Origin of the sequence: Nonomuraea sp. NPDC051191 (genome assembly GCF_044455665.1) — a bacterium.
In the GTDB taxonomy this organism is placed as follows: domain Bacteria; phylum Actinomycetota; class Actinomycetes; order Streptosporangiales; family Streptosporangiaceae; genus Nonomuraea.
Map to the genome: position 1 here is coordinate 371,817 of NZ_JBITEZ010000005.1, position 20,433 is coordinate 392,249.

The following is a 20,433-nucleotide window of genomic DNA, read 5'->3' on the forward strand; positions in this document are numbered from 1 at the left end:
CGGGCGGGTGCCGGGCGGCCCGTGGCGTACGTTCGTAGCCGGCGTGCGAGGAGGGCGATGAAGGCGCGTAACGCGTTCCTGGTGCTGTTGACGGCCGGGGTGGTCGGCTCGGCCGCCTGGCTGGTGTTCTTCTCGCCGGTGCTGGGCGTGCGGTCGATCGAGATCGTGGGAAATCTCACAGTCACCAGCGAGCACATCAAGCAGCAGGCGGCCGTGCCCGACCTGCATCCGCTGGCCACGGTCGACCTGGCCGACGTCCAGACGCGGGTGCTCGGCATCCGGCAGCTCGCCACGGCGAAGGTCGACCGGGTGTGGCCCGGCACGCTCAAGATCGAGGTGGTCGAGCGCGAGCCCGTCGCCGCGATCCCCGCGGGCGGCCGGTTCGCGGTCGTCGACAAGCAGGGCGTGGTGATCGAGGTCAAGGACACGTTGCCGTTCATGCTGCCGTTGCTCAAGGTCGACCGGCCGGCGGCGGGCGATCCGGCCACCATGGCGGCGCTTCAGGTCGTCCAGGCGCTGCCGCCGGTGGTGGCGGGCAAGGTCCGGCAGGTGCGCGCCGCCTCGGCCGAGGGCGTGACGCTGGAGCTGTCCGACGGCCGGACCGTCCTGTGGGGCGGCGCCGACAGGCCGGAGGAGAAAGGCCGCATCCTGGTCTCGCTCCTGGGCCGCAAGGCCACCCTGTACGACGTCAGCTCTCCCGACGTCGTCACCTTGAAGTGATCACGAGTGTCAGGGTCTGGCAACTCCGTGGCAAGGGCATCGCGTGCCTGTGCGAGGTGGGGGTCGCGGCGTGAGAGCCTGTAGATCGGACCTTCGGAAGAGGAAGGCCCCGACCAGGCGCGACTTCGGAGCGAATCGGACAGCCCGCGACACGCCGGACGCGCTTGCGGCGCGGTTAGTTGACCCGCCTGGTAGGGGACTCCTACTGTCCGTATCAATCCTCAGGTTGACATAAATCTAAATCTCAACCTGAGGTTGAGAGTTACGAAAACTGAGAAAAAGCGGAGACGATCCGCACCGAAATGGCAAGTCAACGAGCGGAAAGGCCCCTCGTCGTGGCAGCACCGCAGAACTACCTCGCGGTCATCAAGGTCGTCGGCATCGGCGGCGGCGGAGTGAACGCCGTCAACCGGATGATCGAAGAGGGACTCAAGGGCGTCGAGTTCATCGCCATAAACACCGACGCCCAGGCGCTGCTGATGAGTGACGCCGATGTGAAACTCGACGTGGGCCGCGAGCTCACGCGCGGACTGGGCGCCGGAGCCAACCCCGACGTGGGGCGCAAGGCGGCCGAAGACCACCGTGAGGAGATCGAGGAGGTCCTCAAGGGGGCCGACATGGTCTTCGTCACGGCCGGCGAGGGCGGTGGCACGGGCACCGGCGGCGCGCCGGTCGTGGCCAACATCGCCCGGTCGCTCGGCGCGCTGACGATCGGCGTGGTGACCCGGCCCTTCAGCTTCGAGGGGCGGCGTCGCGCCTCGCAGGCCGAGGCCGGCATAGAGACACTGCGCGACGAGGTCGACACCCTCATCGTGATCCCCAACGACCGTCTGCTGTCGATCTCCGACCGGCAGGTGAGCGTGCTCGACGCGTTCAAGGCGGCCGACCAGGTGCTGCTGTCCGGTGTCCAGGGCATCACCGACCTGATCACCACGCCTGGCCTGATCAACCTCGACTTCGCCGACGTCAAGTCGGTCATGTCGGGCGCGGGCTCGGCGCTCATGGGCATCGGCCACGCGCGCGGCGACGACCGGTCGGTCGCCGCCGCCGAGATGGCGGTCTCCAGCCCGCTGCTGGAGGCGAGCATCGACGGCGCCCACGGCGTGCTGCTGTCGATCGCGGGCGGCTCCGACCTCGGCCTGTTCGAGATCAACGAGGCGGCCCAGCTCGTGTCGATGGCCGCCGCGCCCGACGCCAACATCATCTTCGGCACGGTCATCGACGACGCCCTCGGCGACGAGGTGCGGGTCACGGTGATCGCGGCGGGCTTCGACGACGTGCCGCCGCCGGTGGAGAAGCCGCTGCCCAGGCCCGCGGCCCGTCCGGCCGCGCAGCCCGCGGCGCCGGTGTCCTCCTCGGCCCTGCGGCCCGGCGTCCCGGCCTCGCCCAGTGTGAAGTCGGAGCCGCCCGCGCCGCGTCCTGAGCCGCGTCCCGAACCGCGTGCCGAGCTTCGGTCGGAGCCCCGCCAGGAGTTCCGCGCCGAGCCCAGGCCGGAGGCGCGTCCCGAGCCGCGCCAGGAGTTCAGGCCGGAGCCCCGGCAGGAGTTCCGGCCGGAGGCGCGGCCCGAGCCGCGCGAGTTCAGGCCGGAGCCGCGTCCTGAGCCCCGCCTTGAGGCGCGTCCGGAGCCCGTGCGCCCGGTGGAGCCGGTCCAGCCCGCCGAGCCCGTCGCCGCCGCACTCGGCGACGACGAGCCGCAGGCCCCCGTCTCGATCCCGAGGCCCACGCCCGAACCGGCCAATCCGCCCACGCCCATCACCTCCCGCATGTCGGAGCCTCCCAAACGTCCTCGGGTGATCTTCGAGGAGCAGGAGGAGGAGCTCGACGTCCCCGACTTCCTCAAGTAGCTCACCACCCACCGCCGCTCCCCGCAGGCATACGGGAGCGGCGCCGTCGTGTGTGCCGGGAACCGACCCGCGGCACGGAAAGGGGGCCATCGTGGCGTACGGCGTACAGGCCGAACTGCGGGACGATGGAGGCAGGGAGAGGGAGACAGGCGTGCGAAGGGACGAGATCGCGGCCGGCCTCGCCGAGGTCGAGACCCGCATCGGCGAGGCCTGCCACGCGGTGGGCCGCGACCGCGGCGAGGTCACCATGATCGCGGTCACCAAGACCAGACCGGCCGACGACGTGCGCATCCTGTGCGAGCTGGGTGTGCGCGACGTCGGCGAGAACCGTGACCAGGAGGCCGCGTCCAAGGCGCACGAGCTGGCCGGCCTGCCGCTCACCTGGCACTTCGTGGGCCAGCTCCAGACCAACAAGGTGCGGTCCGTCGTCGGGTACGCCGACGTGATCCACTCGCTCGACCGCCTCCGGCTGCTGGAGGCGATCAGCAAGGAGTCCATGCGGCAGGGCCGCAACGTCGGCTGCCTGATCCAGGTGGCGCTCGACGACGACCCCAGCAGGGGCGGCGCCCGGCCCGCCGACGTGCTCGCGCTGGCCGACGAGGTGGCGCTGGCCGAGGGCGTGTGGCTGGGCGGCGTCATGGCGGTCGCCCCGCTGGGGGAGGAGCCCGCCCGGGCCTTCGCCGTCCTGCGCGATGTCGCCACCCGCGTCCAGGAGCAGCATCCGCGGGCCACGATGGTCTCCGCGGGCATGAGCCAGGACCTCGACGAAGCGGTCGCGTACGGTGCGACACACGTGCGGATCGGTACGGCGTTGCTCGGTCGTCGCAGGCCCTTCGTCAGGTAATGTCCCCTCAAGTGGGTCTTCAGGCCCATGATCAAGTAGAGGTCGATCCGCGGTGAGCTCCAAGGGGGTACGGCTGCCGCCTCGGCCCCGGCGACGGGTCCGAGCGAGTGCGACCATGAGCAGGAGGACGACTTAGCGATGGCCGGCGCGATGCGCAAGATGGCGGTCTACCTCGGTCTCGTGGAGGACGACCGCTACGAGAGGTACGAGACCTACACCGACGAGTACGCCTACGACGACGATGTCCAGCGGACCGGCGAGGAACGGCCCGTGGCGGTCCAGGACCGCGACGAGGAGGCCGAATCCGGGGTCCCCGCGCCCAGGCCCGCCACGACGATCCTGGAGCGCCGTACGACCGACCTGGCGCGCATCACGACCCTCCATCCCCGGACCTACAACGAGGCCCGAACCATCGGAGAGCACTTCCGCGACGGCACCCCGGTCATCATGAATCTGACCGAAATGGTTGACAGCGACGCGAAGCGGCTCGTGGATTTCGCGGCAGGTCTGGTCTTCGGGCTACATGGAAGCATTGAACGTGTTACCAACAAGGTGTTCCTGTTGTCCCCTGCCAATGTCGAGGTGACCGCCGAGGACAAGGCCCGAATCGCGGAACGCGGGTTCTTCAATCAGAGTTAGAGTCTCTGTATGTCCATCGCACCCAACCGGGTCCACGCGCGGCCGGGAGGGCACACCAGAAGTGGAGGCGCGGCCGGGCCGTGGAGATCGTGAGTGGGATCTTGGTCGTAGTCCTGTCTCTGTATTTGGTTCTGCTCATCGGCAGGATGATCTTTGAGACGGTACAGGCGTTCGCCCGGCAGTGGCGGCCTTCCGGGGTCGTGCTGGTGCTGGCGGAGGCGACATACACCGCGACCGACCCGCCTCTCAAGTTCCTCCGCCGTTTCATTCCCCCGCTCCGGTTGGGTACGGTGGCCTTTGACCTAAGCTTCACTGTCCTTTTCATCGTCGTCCTGATCTTGATCCAGATCGCTGGGTCACTGGGCGGCCGGTGAGGCGGGCTGGTGGGGTGCCGGTCGTGATCCAACTCGTGTCCGCGCTGAAGTGATTCGGGTTCACCGTCCCTCCGGACAGACTCCAAGCGCGCCAAGGAGACCAAAAAATGCCGCTGACGCCCGCTGATGTGCGGAACAAGCAGTTCAGTACCACCCGGCTGCGGCCGGGCTACGACGAGGAGGAGGTCGATGCCTTCCTCGACGAGGTGGAGGCTGAGCTCGACCGCCTGATCCAAGAGAACGAGGAGCTACGCGCCAAACTGGCCGAGTGCCTGCGTGGGAAGGTGCCGGGCGGCATGGGCATGCCCATGGCCTCCGCTCCCGTCCAGGAGCAGCCCAAGCCGGAGATGATGGCGCCGCCGCAGCCGGAGCCCATGCGGGCCCCCGAGCCGCAGCCGATGCGAGCCCCCGAGCCGCAGCCCGTGGCCATGAGCATGCCTCCCGCCGAGGACAACATGGACACCGCGGCCCGCGTGCTGGCCCTCGCCCAGCAGACCGCCGACCAGGCGATCTCCGACGCCCGCCGGGAGGCGGACGAGACGGTGACCCGCGCCCGCCGTGAGGCCGACGAGATCCTCACCAAGGCCCGCCGCCAGGCCGAGCAGGTCATCGGCGACGCCCGTGCCCGCGCCGAGACGCTTGAGCGCGACGCGCAGGAGCGCCACCGCCAGGCGATGGGCTCGCTGGTGCAGACCCGCGACGAGCTCGAGCGCAAGGTCGAGGAACTGCGCAGCTTCGAGCGCGAGTACCGCAGTCGCCTCAAGCTCTACCTGGAGAACCAGCTCGCCGAGCTCAACGTCTCCGCCGAGGGCAGCGGTGGGTTCCCGGTCATGTCCGGTCCGCAGGGGCAGGCTCCCGCCATGTCGCATGCGGTTCCCCAGGGTGGCCAGCAGCCTCTTCCCGGTGGTCCCAACCCGTTCGGCGGCGAGGCTCCGCAGGGCGCCTTCCCCGGCAGCGACGGCCCGCACAACGACCGCCGGTAAAGTAACGGGTCACTAGGACCTGTCACTCGAAAGAGCCCCCTGTGATCCTTATCAGTGCTGGTTTGGTGCTCGCGGCGGTCGTGCTGCTGATCGCGGGCTTCGTACTGGCTAAGCCGTTCCTGATCATGTGGTCCATCGTGGTCAGCGTGCTGTCCGCGCTGTTCCTGGTGATCGGGGCGCTGCTGCGGCGTCACGAGCTGTTTCCCGGTGGTGGGCGGGCCGCTGCGCCGGCCACCCCTCCGGCCCCGCTCCCGCCGCCTGGCCTGCCGTACAACCAGACCGGTCCTGCCGGGCCCCAGCCGCACCCGCGGCCACAGCCCCACCCGCACCCGCAGACGCCTCAGCGGACCGCCGTTCCGGCCTCCGCGCCTCGCCGCCCCGCGGCGAGCGGCATCTCGCCGGACGCGATCGTGCTGGTGATCCCGGGCCGCAGGAGATACCACGTGCCAGGCTGCCGCCAGCTGGCCGGACGGGATCACGAGGAGCTCACCCACGAGGAGGCACGTGAAGAGGGCTTCACGCCCTGCACGACGTGCCTTCCAGACGCAGCGCTCGGCGGACGGCAGTTGCCGCCTGCCGCCGACCCCGAGCCCGTCGTCACGCCCGGCCCCGGCGCCACCCCCTCCAAAGTGGCGGACAACCGGGCCGAGGCCTCCGCGGAGACCCGGGACCTGCGCCCGCCGGTCGCACCGCCGAAGCCCGACGCGAAGGCTTCCACCCCCACCCCGGAGCCCGCCGCCTCCCGCGAGGAGGGCACCACCGGGTGGTTCGGGCGTCCGGCCGCCGCCGCGCAGGCGGGCGACCAGGCCAAACCCTCTTCTTCCTCCTCCGCTGTCGCGCCTGACGCCGATGACGAGCAGGGGGACATCCAGACTTCGTACTTCCGGCCGCCGTCGGAGCGCGAGCGGCCCACGCGGTCTTCCTCCTCCGAGGACGACGCCAAGGGGGCGTCGGCCGCCGCTCAGAGCGCTCCCGCCTCGTCGAAGAGCCCGTCCGCCCCGGCCAAGAGCCCTTCGACTCCGGCCAAGGAGGCGTCTGGGCCCGCCAAGGGATCTTCGGGTTCGGCTTCGGCCGAGGGCGAAGGCGCGGTCCCGGCGTCCAAGGGCGCGGCGCCGGCATCGAAGGGTGCGGCGCCGGCGTCCAAGGGCGCGGCTGCGGCGTCCGTCGAGCGGCCCGCGTCGGCGGGCAAGCCGGGAGCCGGTGCGGCTTCCTCGGGCGGGACGGGCGCCGATGCGGCGACTTCGGGCGGGACGGGCGCCGATGCGGCGACTTCGGGCAAGTCGGTCGAGAGCGCGCCGGGCAAGCCGTCTACGGCGGCCCGGCCGTCGCCCACCGACCAGCCCGCACGACCCGCCGGTTCACCCGCACGGCCCGCCGACGGGACTGCACGGCCTGCCGATTCGCCCGCACGGCCCGCTAAGCCCGCCGAACCGGCCGCGCGGCCTGCCGATGAGGACGATTCCTCGGATCCCGACACGGCTCCGCAGCCTCGCGTGACGGCCTCCGGGCTACCCGTTCAGCCGGAACCCTCGGGTGGGGCTGCTGGGGCGTCCGAGCGGCTTTCTGGGGCTGCGCCGGCCTCTTCTGGTGGCCCTGCGGCCCCGAAGGCGGAGGGCGCCAAGGCGCCCACCGCCCCTGCGAAGGGCGGCTCGGCCGGCGCCGGCAAGAAGGGCGAGGCGCCGGAGGGCGGCTCCGGAGACGGGCCCGCGCGAGCGGGTGAGCGTTCCGCGACGGTCAAGGTCATCGTCGGCACGCGCCGCTACCACGGCACCGCCTGCCCGCTGATCAGAGGCGCGGGGGACACGGGCGTGGAGACCATGACGGTCGCCGAGGCCGAGGCCGCCGGTCTCACCAGCTGCTCGGTGTGCCGGAACGACCGCGAGACGACCGACTGAAGAACTCCGCCGCCCCCGGCCCCGGCCCCGGCCCCGCTCCCGGCCCCGGCCCCGGCCCCGCTCCCGGCCCGGAAGGCTCTCCAGGCGACCGGGGTAGGGGGTGACTGGCGAAGGGGCCGTCCGCGAGGTCAGGGGCCCCCGAGACCAGGGGAGCCGGAGGCTAGGAGCCCCGAAGGTCAGGGGCCCAGGGGGCAGAGGCTCTGGTGAGGGGCCCCTGGTCAGGGCGCCCGGAGGTCAGGGGGAGTAGGTGGGGGAGCCAGGGGTGGAGGGTGTGGTCGGTTCGGAGGGCTGTGGCCAGCCAGTGACGTTGGGCGTCGTTCAGTAGGGGCAGGACGGTGGCGAAGTCGATCTCGTCCTTCGGGCGGCGATCCTTGGACTTGTAGAGCAGTTGCACTTCCGGGACGACGTACCGGAAGCCGTCCCGCCCGATGGTCAGGTCTGTCAAGGGACGGTGGATGCGCGGGTCGCGCCGGTAGATCCACTCGTCTGCCGCGGACTCGTCGAGCATGAGCTGGAAACGCCAGGGGCCGCCGGGGTGTTCGCGGACCCAGATGTCGTGGGCGGAGCCGGGGAGCGGTTCGTCCACGGGCCAGGGGCTGAGGGTGCCGGGGGTGATCGCGGCGTGGACGTCCCAGCCGGTCAGGAGGCGCCGGGCGGCGAGCTGGTCGCGGCGCAGGAGGGCGATGTCGACGTCCGCGTGCTCGCGGTACGCGCGTCCGGCGGTCAGCTGCAGCGCGTGGCCGCCGGCCACCCACCAGGGCGCGGCCAGTCCGCGCATCAGCGCGACGACCTCGTCCAGGGGCAGGGCCTCCCAAGGGCCCCACGGGGTCTCGATCCTCGTCATACGACCGATTGTCGCCGTTTCAGAGGAAGGCCCGGAGGGCCCCCGCGTCGGAGCGGGGGCCCAGGGCGGCGCGGTGTCAGGCGCGGCGGAGGTGGAAGGTCAGGCCCAGGTCCTCGTCGTGGTGGGCCGGGAGGTCTTCCCCGGGTCCCTCGGTGAGGGACGTGGCCAGCACCTCGTCGGCGACCGTCCCGCCGTCGGCGCGCAGGGCGGCGGCCAGGTCGGGGGAGGAGGCGGTCCACCACAGGTCGATGCGGTCGGTGATCGACAGGCCGGAGGACTTGCGGGCCTCCTGGACCAGGCGGATCACCTCGCGCAGCAGGCCCGCGCGGCGCAGCTCGTCGGACAGCTCCAGGTCGAGGGCGACGGTCTCGCCGGTGCCGGTGCCGATGGCGCCGCTCTCCACGGCCCAGCCCGCGCGCGGCTGCTCGGTGACGATCACCTCGTCGGGGCCGAGCATGATCTCGCCGAGCTCGTCCGCCTCGATCATGACGGGGGTGCCGCCACGCAGCGTACGGGCCACGCGGGTGGCGTCGGCGGCGGTCACCGCGGCGGCCACCAGCTTGGTACGCGACCCGAACCGCTTGCCGAGCGCCCGGAAGTTCGGCTTCACCGTGTACGACACGAGATCGGAGTCGAACCCGGACATGTCCTCAAGAGCCTGGACGTTGAGCTCGTCCGCCACCAGCCCGCGCAGCTCGGCGGGCAGCGACGGCCACCCGTGCGCGCCCACCAGCGCCCGGCGCAGCGGCTGCCGCGTCTTCACGCCGGAGGAGGCACGGGCCGAGCGGCCCAGCTCGACCAGGCGGCGGACCAGCGCCATCTGGTCCGACAGCGCCGGGTTGAGCAGGTCCTCGCGCACCTGCGGCCAGGAGGCCAGGTGGACGGAGGAGGGCGCGCCGGGCGCGCGCAGCACGTCCCAGAGGTAGTCGGTGACGAACGGCGTGATCGGCGCCATCAGCCGGGTGACCGTCTCCAGGCACTCGTACAGGGTGGCGAACGCGTCGCGCGAGCCCTGCCAGAAGCGGCGGCGGGAGCGGCGGACGTACCAGTTGGACAGGTCGTCGAGGAAGTCGGCCAGGCGGCGGCCGGCGCGCTGGGTGTCGTACTCGTCCAGGGACGCGGTGACCTCGGCGACCGTCCGGTGCAGCTCGGCCAGCACCCAGCGGTCCAGCAGCGGACGCTCGGCGGCCGGGGGAGCGGGCTCGGCCGGCGTCCAGGACTCGGCGTTGGCGTACAGGGTGAAGAAGGAGGAGGTGTTCCACAGGGTCAGCAGGACCTTGCGGACGATCTCCTCCAGGGTGTTGTGTCCCACCCGGCGGGCCGACCACGGTGATCCGGAGCAGGCCATGAACCAGCGCAGGGCGTCGGCGCCGTGCTGGTCCATCAGCGGGATCGGCTCCAGGATGTTGCCCAGGTGCTTGCTCATCTTGCGGCCGTCCTCGGCCAGGATGAGGCCGAGGCAGAGCACGTTCTCGTAGGAGGACTGGCCGAAGACCAGCGTGCCGACCGCCATCAGCGAGTAGAACCAGCCGCGGGTCTGGTCGGTGGCCTCGCAGATGAACTGCGCGGGGTAGACGCCCTCGGGCTTGCCGCGCGCGCCCCACTGCGCGAACGGCATCGAGCCCGAGTCGTACCAGGCGTCGATGACGTCGGGCACGCGGGTGGCCGGCGCGCCGCAGGAGGGGCAGTCGAAGGTCACGTCGTCGACGTACGGGCGGTGCGGGTCGAGCGCGGAGACGTCCTGGCCGGCCAGGGTGCCCAGCTCTTCGAGCGAGCCGACGCACGTGACGTGGCTCTCGTCCTCCGAGCACACCCACAGCGGCAGCGGCGTGCCCCAGTAGCGCGAGCGCGACAGCGACCAGTCGACGTTGTTGCGCAGCCACTCGCCGAACCGGCCCCACTTGATGGTCTCGGGGAACCAGTTGGTGCCGGCGTTCTCCGACAACATCTGGTCCTTGACCGCGGTGGTGCGGATGTACCAGGACGGCAGCGCGTAGTACAGCAGCGCGGTGTGGCAGCGCCAGCAGTGGGGGTAGGAGTGCTCGAAGTGGCTGCCGCGGAACAGCAGGCCGCGCCGGCGCAGGTCCTCGGTGAGCTCCTCGTCGGCGTCCTTGAAGAAGCGGCCGCCGACCATGGGCACGTCGTCGAGGAAGCGGCCGTCGGGGCCGATCGGGTTGACGATGGGCATGTCGTACCGCTTGATGACGGCCATGTCGTCGGCGCCGAAGGCGGGGGCCTGGTGGACCAGGCCGGTGCCGTCCTCGACGGTGACGTAGTCGCCGAGCACGACGTAGTGGGCGCCGGGGATGTCGACCAGGTCGAAGGGGCGGCTGTAGCGGGTGCGCTCCAGCTCGCGGCCGGTGCAGCGGGCCACCTCGGTGACGTCCTCGCCGAGGACGGACAGCAGCGGCTCGGCCACCACCAGCACCTCGCCGTCGGCGGTCCTGGCCGCGACGTAGGTGACGTCGGGGTGCACGGCGACGGCCGTGTTGGACACCAGCGTCCAGGGCGTGGTCGTCCAGATGAGCAGCGCGGCGCCCAGCTCGGCCAGCGGCCCGGACGTGACGGGCATGCGCACGTAGACCGACGGGCTGGAGACGTTCTCGTAGCCGCCGGGCTGGCCCAGCTCGTGGTCGGACAGGCCGGTGCCGCAGCGCGGGCAGTACGGCGTGATGCGGAAGTCGCGGAACAGCAGCCCCTTGTCGAAGACGACCTTCAGCGACCACCAGACCGACTCGATGTAGGACGGGTCCATCGTCCGGTACGCCTGGGACAGGTCGATCCAGTAGCCCATGCGCTCGGTCATCTGCTCGAACGCGTCGACGTGCCGCAGCACCGACTCGCGGCACTTGGCGTTGAACTCGGCGATGCCGTATTCCTCGATGTCCTTCTTGCCGGTCAGGCCCAGCTCACGCTCGATGCCGACCTCGACGGGCAGGCCGTGGCAGTCCCAGCCGGCCTTGCGCGGGACGCTGAAGCCGCGCATCGACTTGTAGCGCGGGAACAGGTCCTTGAACACCCGGGCCTCGACGTGGTGCACGCCGGGCAGGCCGTTGGCGGTGGGCGGGCCCTCGTAGAAGACCCAGGAGGGGTTGCCGGCGTTCTGCTCGACGGACCGCTCGAAGATCTTCCCGTCCCGCCAGCGGTCGAGGACCTCGCGCTCGAGCGCGGGCAGGTCGACCTGCGCGGGAAGAGAGCGGAAAGATGGGGAAGACATGTCGGGCAGGACCTCCACGCGTCAGCGGCCGGTTGTGGCTTGCGTGAAGGGACGAAGCCTCGCGGCTCCGCGGTACCACCCTTCTTGGCCTCGGGAGAGGCCCTCTTCATTCGCCTGCTGCCGGGTCTAGTGAGCTCTGCCGAGCCGTTCTTCCGGCGGCTCCGGGGTGATATCCCTCACAGCGGGCCCCATCAACGCCTTGCAGTCTCAAACCATAACGCAGAGCGGGGCCGAAGACTTCCAGAGCCCCCGGACGCCCGCCGCGCCGGCACACCGCGTTGGTACACGGGGAGGAAATTTGTGGGAATGGACGTGCCTGGGCAGGAGTTGAACGGGCGAGGCGGGATAGTACGGGTGAGGTAAACCATCCGGCGGGTCGTTTGCCGTTCCGTTATGAGGATCCTAAGCTGCCCGCACCATTCACGGCCTTGATCAGCATGGAGGCAGCCATGGCGGCAGTCACGCAGACCGCTACACCGTCGATGTGGTCGGAAGAGGAGCTGGCCGAGGTACGCGGCAGGCTGCGGACCGAGATCGACGAGCTGGAGGCCGACATCCTCCGCCACGAGTCGGAGATAGCCTCGGGTGACGTCACCCAGGGCGCGGGCGACGACCAGGCGGACGCCGGCGCCAAGACGTACGAGCGCGAACGCGAGATCGCCCTTACCCTGAATGCGCGCGATCTGGTCGCGCAGAACGAACGTGCGATCGCCAGGATCGACGCAGGGACCTATGGAGTGTGCGAATCGTGCCACAAGCCGATCGGCAAGGAACGCCTTCAGGCGTTCCCGAGGGCGACGCTGTGCGTGGCCTGCAAGCAGAAGGAGGAACGCCGGTAGGCAGACCGCGCGGACGTCTCCTCGCGATCCTCACCGCGCTGGCGGTCGTCGTCTACGCGGCCGACCTGATCAGCAAGACGATCGTGTTGCGCACGCTCGAAGGCAAGGCGCCCCTCGTCGTCCTCCAGGACGTCCTGCAGTTCCGGGTGATCTTCAACTCGGGCGCCGCGTTCAGCATCGGCACGGGGATGACGTTCGTGTTCACGTTCATCGCGGCGGGCGTGGTGGTGGCGATCGTGCGCACCGCGCGCAAGCTCCGCAGCCTGCCGTGGGCGATCACCCTCGGGCTGCTCCTCGGCGGGGCGCTCGGCAACCTGACCGACAGGCTGCTGCGCTACCCGTCGGGGTTCGGCCGGTCGTCGCAGCTGCAGGGGCACGTCGTCGACTTCATCGAGGTGCTGCCCGGTCACTTCCCGGTGATCGACTACTTCCCGGTGTTCAACGTCGCCGACTCGGCGATCGTCTGCGGCGGCATCCTGGCGGTGCTGCTGGCCTGGCGCAACGTGCAGATCGACGGCACCAGGGAGACCACGACCGGGAAGGAGGCCCAGGATGACTGAGCGGCGCAGCCTGCCCGTTCCCGACGGGCTGGAGGGCGAGCGGGTCGACGCGGCCATCTCGCGGCTGTTCGGCTTCTCCCGCACCCGCGCGGCCGAGCTGATCGCCGCCGGCGAGGTGCAGGTCGACGGCGGGCAGCCGGCCAAGTCCGACCGCGTGCACGCCGGCGCCTGGCTGGAGGTGACGCTGCCGCCGCCGGTCACCACGCCGATGCCGGTGGCCGAGCCGGTGCCGGGCATGACGATCGTCTACGAGGACGACGACATCATCGTGGTCAACAAGCCGATCGGGGTGGCCGCCCACCCGACCGTCGGCTGGACCGGCCCGACCGTGATCGGCGGCCTGCTCGGCGCCGGGCACACGATCGCCACCAGCGGTGCGGCCGAGCGGCAGGGCATCGTCCACCGGCTCGACGCCAACACCACGGGTGCGATGGTCGTGGCCAAGAGCGAGCACGCGTACTCGGCGCTGAAGCGGGCCTTCAAGGAGCGCACGGTCGACAAGCGCTACCACGCGCTGGTCCAGGGCCACCCCGACCCGTTCAGGGGCACCGTCGACGCGCCCATCGACCGCCATCCCTCGGGCGAGGGCAAGTTCGCCGTCGTCGCGGGCGGCAAGCCGTCGGTCACCCACTACGACACGATCGAGGCGTTCCGGGCGGCCTCGCTGCTCGACATCAAGCTGGAGACCGGCCGTACGCACCAGATCCGCGTGCACATGTCGGCCCTGCGCCACCCCTGCGTCGGCGACATGCTCTACGGCGCCGACCCCACGCTCGCGGCCCGGCTGGGCGTCACCCGGCAGTGGCTGCACGCGGTCGCGCTCGGCTTCGAGCACCCGGCCACCGGCGACTGGATGTCCTTCAGCACCGACTACCCCGAGGACCTGCAGAAGGCGCTCGACGCCGTCGCCGCCGACTCCTGAGCGGACGCGCGCTACTCCTCGCCGTCCTGTGACGGGTCGATCTGGCCCGGGGACCTGGAGGGGGCGTCGTCCTGCTTCTGCCGCTGCTCGTCCTTCTCGGTCGCGGACCTGGTGGGCGTCGGCTTCTTCGCGGGGGCGCTGGTCCGGTCGCCGCGCGGCGAGGGGTCGGCCGATCGTGCGGGATGCGAGGTGGCGGGGGGCGGCTGCGAGCCGGTGACCGTGTCCTTCGGCGTGGTCTTCGGCGTGTCCTTGGGCGCGTCGCTGACGGGTGGGGTGACGAGCGCCGGGATCGTCGGGGCGCGGCCCTGCACCGGCCGGTCCGACTGCTTCGTCCACCAGGCCGCGCCGCCGGTGACCAGGCCCACCAGCAGCGCGCCCGCCGCGACGGCCAGGATCGGCGTCCTGCGGGGGCGGCGCACGGCCATCGGGGGCACCGGGACCGGGCCGGTCTGCTCCAGCGGCCCGCCGGTCAGGATCAGCCTCAGCCGTTGCTCGGCCTCCTCCAGCGACATGCGTTGCGAGGGGTTCTTGCGCAGCAGCCCGATGAGCACGGGGGCCAGCACGCCCGCGCGGGCCAGCGGTTCGGGCTCGGCGTGCATGACCGCGCCGAGCGTGGCCAGCGCGTTGTCCCGGTGGAAGGGGGAATGGCCCTCGACCGCCATGTACAGCGTCACGCCCAGCGACCACAGGTCCGAGGCGGGCCTGGCCTGGCCGCCGGCCGCCCGTTCGGGGGCCATGAAGGCGGGGGTGCCGATGAGGATGCCGGTCCTGGTGACGGGGGCCTCGTCCTCGGTGGTGGCGATGCCGAAGTCGGTGAGCACCGCCCGTCCGTCCTCGGTCAGCAGCACGTTGTCGGGCTTGACGTCACGGTGCAGCACGCCCGCCGCGTGCGCGGCGCGCAGCGCCTCCAGCAGTTGCATCCCGATGGCGGCGACCTTGCCCGGCGGCAGCGGGCCGCCGGTACGGATGATCTCGCCCAGGGTGCGGGAGTGCACGAGTTGCATGACGATCCACGGGTGCCCGCCTTCCTCCAGCACGTCGTAGACGGCCGCCACCCCCGGGTGCGCCACCCGGCCGGCCGCCCGCGCCTCGCGGAACGTGCGTACGGCGAACACCTCGCGTTCGGGGCCGCTCAGGTCGGGAGGCGGGAGCACCTCCTTGACGGCCACGTCACGGCCGAGCACCTCGTCGTGGGCCTGCCACACGGTTCCCATACCGCCCTGGCCGATCGTCCTGAGCAGCCGGTAGCGGCCCCCGACCATCCCCGCAGAATCGGACATGCACGCCGACTACCCGAGAAACATCCGGGCAAGCGCGGTGACGACGGCCGCCGCCGCCAGGATGACGAGGAACGGCGCCCGCAGCAGCAGGGCGACCACGGCCGCCGCCAGCCCGGCCGTACGCGCCGGGTCGAAGGCGGGCCTGCCGTCCTCGGTGAACATCTGCACCGCGATCAGGGCCGCCAGCAGCGCCACCGGCACGAGTTCGGCGAACCTGCGCACCGCCGGATGGTCCAGCACCCGGCGCGGCGCGGCCAGCCCGGCCAGCTTGAGCGCGTAGCAGCCGAGGCCGACCGCGACGACCGCCCACCACACCGTCATCGCACCATCACCACCAGCACCGCCACCGCCGACAGCAGCACCGGCACGCCGGGCGGGAAGAACGGGCTGGCCGCCAGCGCGACCGCGGCCCCGGCCACGGCCAGCACCCGCAGCCGCCCGCTGGCGGCCAGCCGCGGCCACAGGATGGCCAGGAACGTGGCCGGGCCCACGGCGTCGAGCCCGAGGACGCGCGGGTCGCCCAGGAAGGACGTGCCGACCGCGCCGGCGAGGGTGGTGAGGTTCCAGGCGACGTACAGGCTGGCGAAGGTGGTGAGGAATCCGGTGCGCGCCGACGGCTCGTCCGGCTGGGCGAGCGTGACGGCCGTGGTCTCGTCGATCACGCCGTGGGCGGCCAGCAGGCGGCGCGGGCCGCGGACGTTCAGCAGGTCGGCCAGGCGCAGGCCGTAGAGGGTGTTGCGGCCGCCGAGCAGCAGCGCGCCCGCGGACGCCGCCACCAGGTCACCGCCAGCACCGATGGCCCCGGCCAGCGCGAACTGCGAGGCCCCGGTGAAGGCCAGCAGGCTCAGCACGCACGCCTGGGGCACGCTGAGCCCGGCGGTGACCGCCGCCGCGCCGAACGCGAGGCCGGACAGCCCCACGGCCAGCCCCACACCCAGGCCGTCCCGCACCGCGGCGGACCGGCGAGTTGTCTGTTCCATGAAGAAAAGTTTATGAACTGGGCAAATGTCCGGTCTTGTACGTTCCTGCGGCCCGTTGGTAGGCGGCGGGCGGCACGCCCACGACGCGTTTGAAATGCCGGTTCAGGTGGGCCTGGTCGGTGAAGCCGACGTCCGCGGCCACCTGCGCCGGGCGTACCCCCGCCAGGAGCAGCCGGCGCGCCTGCCGGATGCGCAGCGAGGTGAGGTAGGCGTGCGGCGGCAGGCCCGTCACGGCCTTGAACGCGCGCAGCAGCGGGAACGGCCGCACCCCCACCGCCTCCGCCAGCGCCTCCAGCGTCGGCGGGTCGAGCAGGCTCTCGTGCAGCAGCGCCATGGCCTCGCGCACCGCCTGCCGGCCCGCGCCCGGCGGTGCCGCGTCCGGCCGGGGCGCGGCGTGCCTGGTCAGCAGCCGGGCGAACAGCGTGCGCGACAGGGTGGAGGCGGCCAGCGCGTCGCCGCGCTCGGCCGCCTGGTGCGCCCGTTCGAGCAGCGCCGCCATCTCCGGGTCGCGCACCACCTGCTCGGGGAAGTACGGGGTGGCGAGCGGCGCGTCGAGCTCGGCCGCGATCCCGGCCACCGCCTCCACCGACGGATAGAGCATCCGGTACGCCCACCCGCCGGGCGTGCCCGCCTGACCGGTGTGCACCGAGTCCGGGTTGACCAGCACCAGCTCGCCCGCGCCCGCCCGATGCAGCGTGCCGCGGTAGTCGAACTCCTCCACGCCCGCCACGATCAGCCCGATGGCGTACCCGTCGTGGACGTGCCGGGAGAAACGATGGGTGACGTAGCGGGCCTTGAGCAGGTCGGTCCCGGGGACCGCCGGATGCCGCCAGAACCGGGCCCGTTCGCGCGCGCCGTCGTGCTCCGGCGTCATTCCGGGCGGAAGGTCTTGACGAAGGTGTCGAACCAGCGCCGGTCGGTGGACCAGCGGGAGTCGAGGGTCTCCCAGTACAGGGCGTACGGGCGGCCGGCGGCGGTGTGGAAGCCGCGGTTGATCACGTGGATGAGCTCGCCCTCGCGCATGCGGGTGAACTCCCAGTCGGCGGCGCGCAGGCCGAGGTAGTCGGTGGGGGTGATGCCGATCCGGGTGTAGCGGTCGAACTCGCCCTTGGCCTTGATCTCCTTCTCCAGGCCGATCCAGTGCTGCTCCGGGTCCTTCCAGGGGATGTCGGGGACGGTCCACTCGACGATCAGCACGCCCGGGGTGCCGGGGCCGGAGATGCGGATGCTGTCCCTGGTCGGGTTCTTGGCGGCCTGCCAGGTCCTGGGGACGGCCATGGAGAAGTGGCCGGTGGCGCTGGTGAGGGGGCGCCAGCCGGCGGGGACGTGCGGGGCTGTGGTGGTGGGCTCGTCCGTCGGCTTCTCGGTGGGGTCACCGGAGGGGGTGGGCGTCGGTTCCTTCGACGGCGGCGTCGAGGGGGTGGGGGTGGGGACGTCGGTGGCGGGCGGCTGGGCGCCGATCGTCGGGGTGGGCGTGGAGGGGCCCGACAACTGCTGGTAGAGCAGCACGCCGCCGCCGCCCAGGAGCGCCAGGACGGCCACCGCGGCCGGCACCGCGATCCACGCCGACCGGCCGCGCCGCCGCGGGGCTCCGGGGACCGTCCGGTGCGGCGGGCGCCCGTCATCGGTGACGGGCCTTGAGCCCTGCGGTGCGGGGTAGGGGCCGCCCGGCATGGGCTGGGGGCCGCTCGGAGCGGCGTGGGGGTTGTTCGGAGTGGCGTGGGGGTTGTGCGGGGCGGGGGCCGGGGGCGCGAAGGGGGCCGACCACATCGGGGTCTGGTCGGCCATCAGGGGTTGCCCGGTCGCCACCTGGTGGAGCAGGCGCGCGGCCTCCCCCGCGGGCATCCTGGCCGCCGGGTCACGCTGCAGCAGCCCCATGATGACCGGCCGCAACGCCGCCGAATGCACGGGCGGCTCGGGCTCGTCGCGCAGCACCGCCGCCACCGTCGCGGCCCACGAGTCGCGCTTGAACGGCGGCCGCCCCTCCACCGCCGCGTACAGGGTGGCGCCCAGCGCCCACAGGTCGGACTCGGGACGGGCGGGCTCGCCGTTGAGCCGCTCCGGCGGCATGTACGCCGGGGTGCCCACCAGCCCGCCGGTCGCCGTCAGCCCGGACTCGGCCTCCAGGGCGGCGATGCCGAAGTCGGTGAGCACGACCCTGCCGTCGTCGGCCAGCAGCACGTTCTCGGGTTTGACGTCACGGTGGAGCACCCCGGTGGCGTGGGCGGCCCGCAGCGCGTCGAGCACCCGGCCGCCGACCATCGCCACCAGCGCCTCCGGGAGCGGGCCGCGCTCGCCGATCACCTCGGCCAGGGAACGGGACCGGACGAGCTGCATGACGATCCACGGCCGGCCGTCCTCCTCGACGACGTCGTGGATGACGATCACCGACGGGTGGTCGAGGCGGCCCGCCGCCCTGGCCTCCCTGATGGTCCTGCGGTTGAGGTCGGCCCGCTGGGCGTCACCGACGCCCGTGTAGCGGACCTCCTTGATCGCCACCGTACGGTCGAGCAGCTCGTCGTAGGCACGCCAGACCACCCCCATGCCGCCCTCGCCGAGGGGCTCGATGAGGCGATACCGGTTGCTGACCTGCCTTTCCACGCAGGGAAGCCTACTTCGCGGGTTTGAAGGTCGCGGCGAAGCCCTCGAAGAAGTGGTAGTCCTTCTTCCAGTGGCTGTTGAGGGTGTGCCAGTAGATGGCGTACGCCCTGCCGTTGTCGGTGATGAAGCCCCGGTCGCGCACCCGCGTCTTGCCCGTGTTGGTGTTCCAGGTGAAGTCCCAGTCGGCGGCGGCCTTCATGTAGTCGACCTTCTTGATGCCGATCTTCTTGTAGCCGCCGAAGTTGTTCTTGAGCGACGGCTCCTGCTTCTTCCAGTCCTTGTACGGGTCCTTGCCGGGCTTGGCCGCCTCCTCGATCATCAGGTAGGCGTTCGAGGCCGCGCCGGGGCCCTTGAACTTGACCTGCCGGCCACCGCGGTCCCAGACGTCCCAGCCCTTGGGCAGCCCGATGGAGAAGCCGAGCTGCTTGTCCTTGTACATCTTCCAGCCGCTGGGCAGCGGGTCGGACTCCTCCGTCTTGTCCGGCGTGGACGAGGGCGAGGAGGACGGCGTGACGGTGGCGGTGGCCGTGGGCTTCGACTCGGTGCCCGAGGCGGCCGCGGAGGGCGAGGTGTGCACCTTGGCGGACTGCCTGGCCTGCGGCGGCCTGGACGCCTGGTCGTCAGGGGCCGAGCTCAGCCCGAGGTAGCCGCCGATCCCGGCGACCAGCACGACGGCCCCGGCCGCCAGCGCGATCGGCCCGTACCTGCGGCCCTCCTGGCGGGCGGCCATCGTGGGCTCGCCCGTGGGCGCGGCGTCCCTGGTCGAGACCGTGGGCCGCCGGCCGGTCTCGGGGGGCGGCGGCGTGCCGGTGGCCCTGCTCCTGGGCGTGGGCACGGGGGCGGGCAGGTCGGGGTCGGTCGGGGTGTCGTCCTCGTCCTCGTCCTCGACGGGGGCGGGCGCGGGAGGGGGGACGCGCAGCTTCCGGCTGGGGAAGCGCCTGGTCTCCGGCGCGCTCGACGCGGTGGCGGCCTCGCGCAACATCCGCGCGGCCTCCTCGTACGACAGGCGCTGCACCGGCTCCTTGACCAGCAGCCCGCTGATCACCGCGGCCAGCGGGCCCGCGTGCGTCGCGGGGTCGGGCTCGTCGGTCAGGACGGCGTGCATCGTGGCCAGCGCCATGCCGCGCTCGTGCGGCGAGCGGCCCTCGACGGCCGTGTAGAGCGTCGCGCCCAGCGACCACAGGTCGGACTCGCGGCGCGCCGGCAGCCCCTTGAGCCGCTCGGGCGCGATGAACGCGGGCGTGCCCGCCAGGCCCGTCACGGTGAGCTGCGTCTCGGTCTCCAGCGTGGCGATGCCGAAGTCGGTGAGCACGACCCTGCCGTCGTCGGCCAGCAGCACGTTCTCGGGCTTGACGTCGCGGTGGAGCACGCCGGACTCGTGCGCCCGGTGCAGCGCGTCGAGCACGGCGATGCCGATCCCGGCCACCCGCTCGGGCGACAGCGGCCCCTCCTGCTTGATCACCGCCCCCAGGGAGCGCGACTGGACCAGCTGCATGACGATCCAGGGCCGGCCGTCCTCCTCGATCACGTCGTGGACGACGATCACATTGGGGTGCTCGAACCTGGCCGCGGCCCGCGCCTCGCGCATCGTGCGCCGGTTGAGCAACTGCACCTCGTCGCCCAAGGCGGCGGCGTAGCGGACCTCCTTGACCGCGACAGTGCGGTCGAGGAGCTCGTCGTGGGCTCGCCAGACGATGCCCATGCCGCCCTTGCCGATGGGCTCCAGCAGCTCGTACCGGCCGGCGATGCGGCGTCCGTCCTGCTTGCGATCCGACATCAACGGCCTCAAACCCTCCCTCTCGGCCAAGAAATACTCCCATAGCGAGGGATCATCGGCGACTCGCCAGAAGGTCAGTCCGGCATATGAGAAGGAACGTCCAGCAGGTGGAGG

General features: G+C 71.9%; 18 protein-coding genes. 10 read left to right on the forward strand and 8 right to left on the reverse strand.

Going from position 1 to position 20,433, the window contains the following annotated elements; translation table 11 throughout:
- Positions 1-57 precede the first annotated feature (57 nt).
- From ACIA8R_RS16635 to ACIA8R_RS16665, 7 genes are all read left to right on the forward strand, one after another.
- Entirely contained in the window at positions 58-720 is a 663-nt protein-coding gene (locus ACIA8R_RS16635) for an FtsQ-type POTRA domain-containing protein (protein ID WP_357705388.1), read from the forward strand.
- Positions 721-1,055: 335 nt separating this feature from the next.
- Entirely contained in the window at positions 1,056-2,564 is a 1,509-nt protein-coding gene (gene ftsZ, locus ACIA8R_RS16640; RefSeq protein ID WP_357705389.1) for a cell division protein FtsZ, read from the forward strand.
- A 151-nt stretch (positions 2,565-2,715) separates the two neighbouring features.
- Positions 2,716-3,408, forward strand: coding sequence for a YggS family pyridoxal phosphate-dependent enzyme (locus ACIA8R_RS16645; RefSeq protein WP_397039025.1), 693 nt, complete (start codon positions 2,716-2,718; stop codon positions 3,406-3,408).
- 138 nt (positions 3,409-3,546) lie between these two features.
- Positions 3,547-4,047 carry a cell division protein SepF gene (locus ACIA8R_RS16650; RefSeq protein ID WP_357705391.1) on the forward strand — a complete coding sequence of 167 codons (501 nt, stop codon included), beginning with the start codon at positions 3,547-3,549 and terminating at the stop codon, positions 4,045-4,047.
- Between the two features lie 80 nt (positions 4,048-4,127).
- Positions 4,128-4,421, forward strand: coding sequence for a YggT family protein (locus tag ACIA8R_RS16655; RefSeq protein ID WP_125630468.1), 294 nt, complete (start codon positions 4,128-4,130; stop codon positions 4,419-4,421).
- A gap of 107 nt (positions 4,422-4,528) precedes the next feature.
- Positions 4,529-5,404, forward strand: coding sequence for a DivIVA domain-containing protein (locus tag ACIA8R_RS16660; protein WP_357705392.1), 876 nt, complete (start codon positions 4,529-4,531; stop codon positions 5,402-5,404).
- 41 nt (positions 5,405-5,445) lie between these two features.
- Positions 5,446-7,299: a hypothetical protein gene (locus ACIA8R_RS16665; RefSeq protein ID WP_397039027.1), complete on the forward strand. Its 1,854-nt coding sequence runs from the start codon at positions 5,446-5,448 to the stop codon at positions 7,297-7,299.
- 160 nt (positions 7,300-7,459) lie between these two features.
- Here the strand turns inward: ACIA8R_RS16665 and ACIA8R_RS16670 are convergent, their stop codons facing one another.
- Both ACIA8R_RS16670 and ileS read right to left on the reverse strand, forming a co-directional pair.
- A complete protein-coding gene (locus tag ACIA8R_RS16670) occupies positions 7,460-8,143 on the reverse strand; it encodes a nucleotidyltransferase domain-containing protein (protein WP_397039028.1) in 684 nt (227 codons plus the stop codon).
- A gap of 76 nt (positions 8,144-8,219) precedes the next feature.
- Positions 8,220-11,360, reverse strand: a complete 3,141-nt coding sequence (gene ileS / locus ACIA8R_RS16675) for an isoleucine--tRNA ligase (protein WP_397039030.1) — start codon at positions 11,358-11,360, stop codon at positions 8,220-8,222.
- A 449-nt stretch (positions 11,361-11,809) separates the two neighbouring features.
- Between ileS and ACIA8R_RS16680 the strand changes: the two genes are divergently transcribed.
- The 3 genes from ACIA8R_RS16680 to ACIA8R_RS16690 are packed head-to-tail and all read left to right on the forward strand — an operon-like array spanning position 11,810 to position 13,681.
- Positions 11,810-12,199 carry a TraR/DksA C4-type zinc finger protein gene (locus ACIA8R_RS16680; RefSeq protein ID WP_357705396.1) on the forward strand — a complete coding sequence of 130 codons (390 nt, stop codon included), beginning with the start codon at positions 11,810-11,812 and terminating at the stop codon, positions 12,197-12,199.
- Positions 12,163-12,759 (forward strand): signal peptidase II, encoded by a 597-nt coding sequence (gene lspA / locus ACIA8R_RS16685; RefSeq protein WP_397039032.1) that lies wholly within the window; start codon positions 12,163-12,165, stop codon positions 12,757-12,759. Before ACIA8R_RS16680 ends, lspA begins: the two co-directional genes overlap by 37 nt.
- On the forward strand, positions 12,752-13,681 hold the full coding sequence (locus ACIA8R_RS16690; RefSeq protein WP_357705397.1) for an RluA family pseudouridine synthase: 930 nt from the start codon (positions 12,752-12,754) through the stop codon (positions 13,679-13,681). The genes lspA and ACIA8R_RS16690 overlap by 8 nt, the downstream gene beginning before the upstream one ends.
- 11 nt (positions 13,682-13,692) lie before the next feature.
- On the opposite strand, the gene ACIA8R_RS16695 is transcribed toward ACIA8R_RS16690, so the two are convergent.
- The 6 genes from ACIA8R_RS16695 to ACIA8R_RS16720 are packed head-to-tail and all read right to left on the reverse strand — an operon-like array spanning position 13,693 to position 20,319.
- Positions 13,693-14,961 (reverse strand): protein kinase, encoded by a 1,269-nt coding sequence (locus ACIA8R_RS16695; RefSeq protein ID WP_397039034.1) that lies wholly within the window; start codon positions 14,959-14,961, stop codon positions 13,693-13,695.
- 9 nt (positions 14,962-14,970) lie between these two features.
- The gene (locus ACIA8R_RS16700) at positions 14,971-15,282 is read right to left on the reverse strand and encodes an AzlD domain-containing protein (protein WP_357705399.1); all 312 of its coding nucleotides are present in this window, start codon (positions 15,280-15,282) and stop codon (positions 14,971-14,973) included.
- Positions 15,279-15,941 (reverse strand): AzlC family ABC transporter permease, encoded by a 663-nt coding sequence (locus tag ACIA8R_RS16705; protein ID WP_357705400.1) that lies wholly within the window; start codon positions 15,939-15,941, stop codon positions 15,279-15,281. Before ACIA8R_RS16705 ends, ACIA8R_RS16700 begins: the two co-directional genes overlap by 4 nt.
- A 10-nt stretch (positions 15,942-15,951) precedes the next feature.
- Positions 15,952-16,815: an AraC family ligand binding domain-containing protein gene (locus tag ACIA8R_RS16710; RefSeq protein WP_397039035.1), complete on the reverse strand. Its 864-nt coding sequence runs from the start codon at positions 16,813-16,815 to the stop codon at positions 15,952-15,954.
- Positions 16,812-18,542, reverse strand: coding sequence for a protein kinase (locus ACIA8R_RS16715; protein WP_397039037.1), 1,731 nt, complete (start codon positions 18,540-18,542; stop codon positions 16,812-16,814). Before ACIA8R_RS16715 ends, ACIA8R_RS16710 begins: the two co-directional genes overlap by 4 nt.
- Positions 18,543-18,552: 10 nt before the next feature.
- Positions 18,553-20,319: a serine/threonine-protein kinase gene (locus ACIA8R_RS16720; protein ID WP_397039039.1), complete on the reverse strand. Its 1,767-nt coding sequence runs from the start codon at positions 20,317-20,319 to the stop codon at positions 18,553-18,555.
- Positions 20,320-20,433 lie beyond the last annotated feature (114 nt).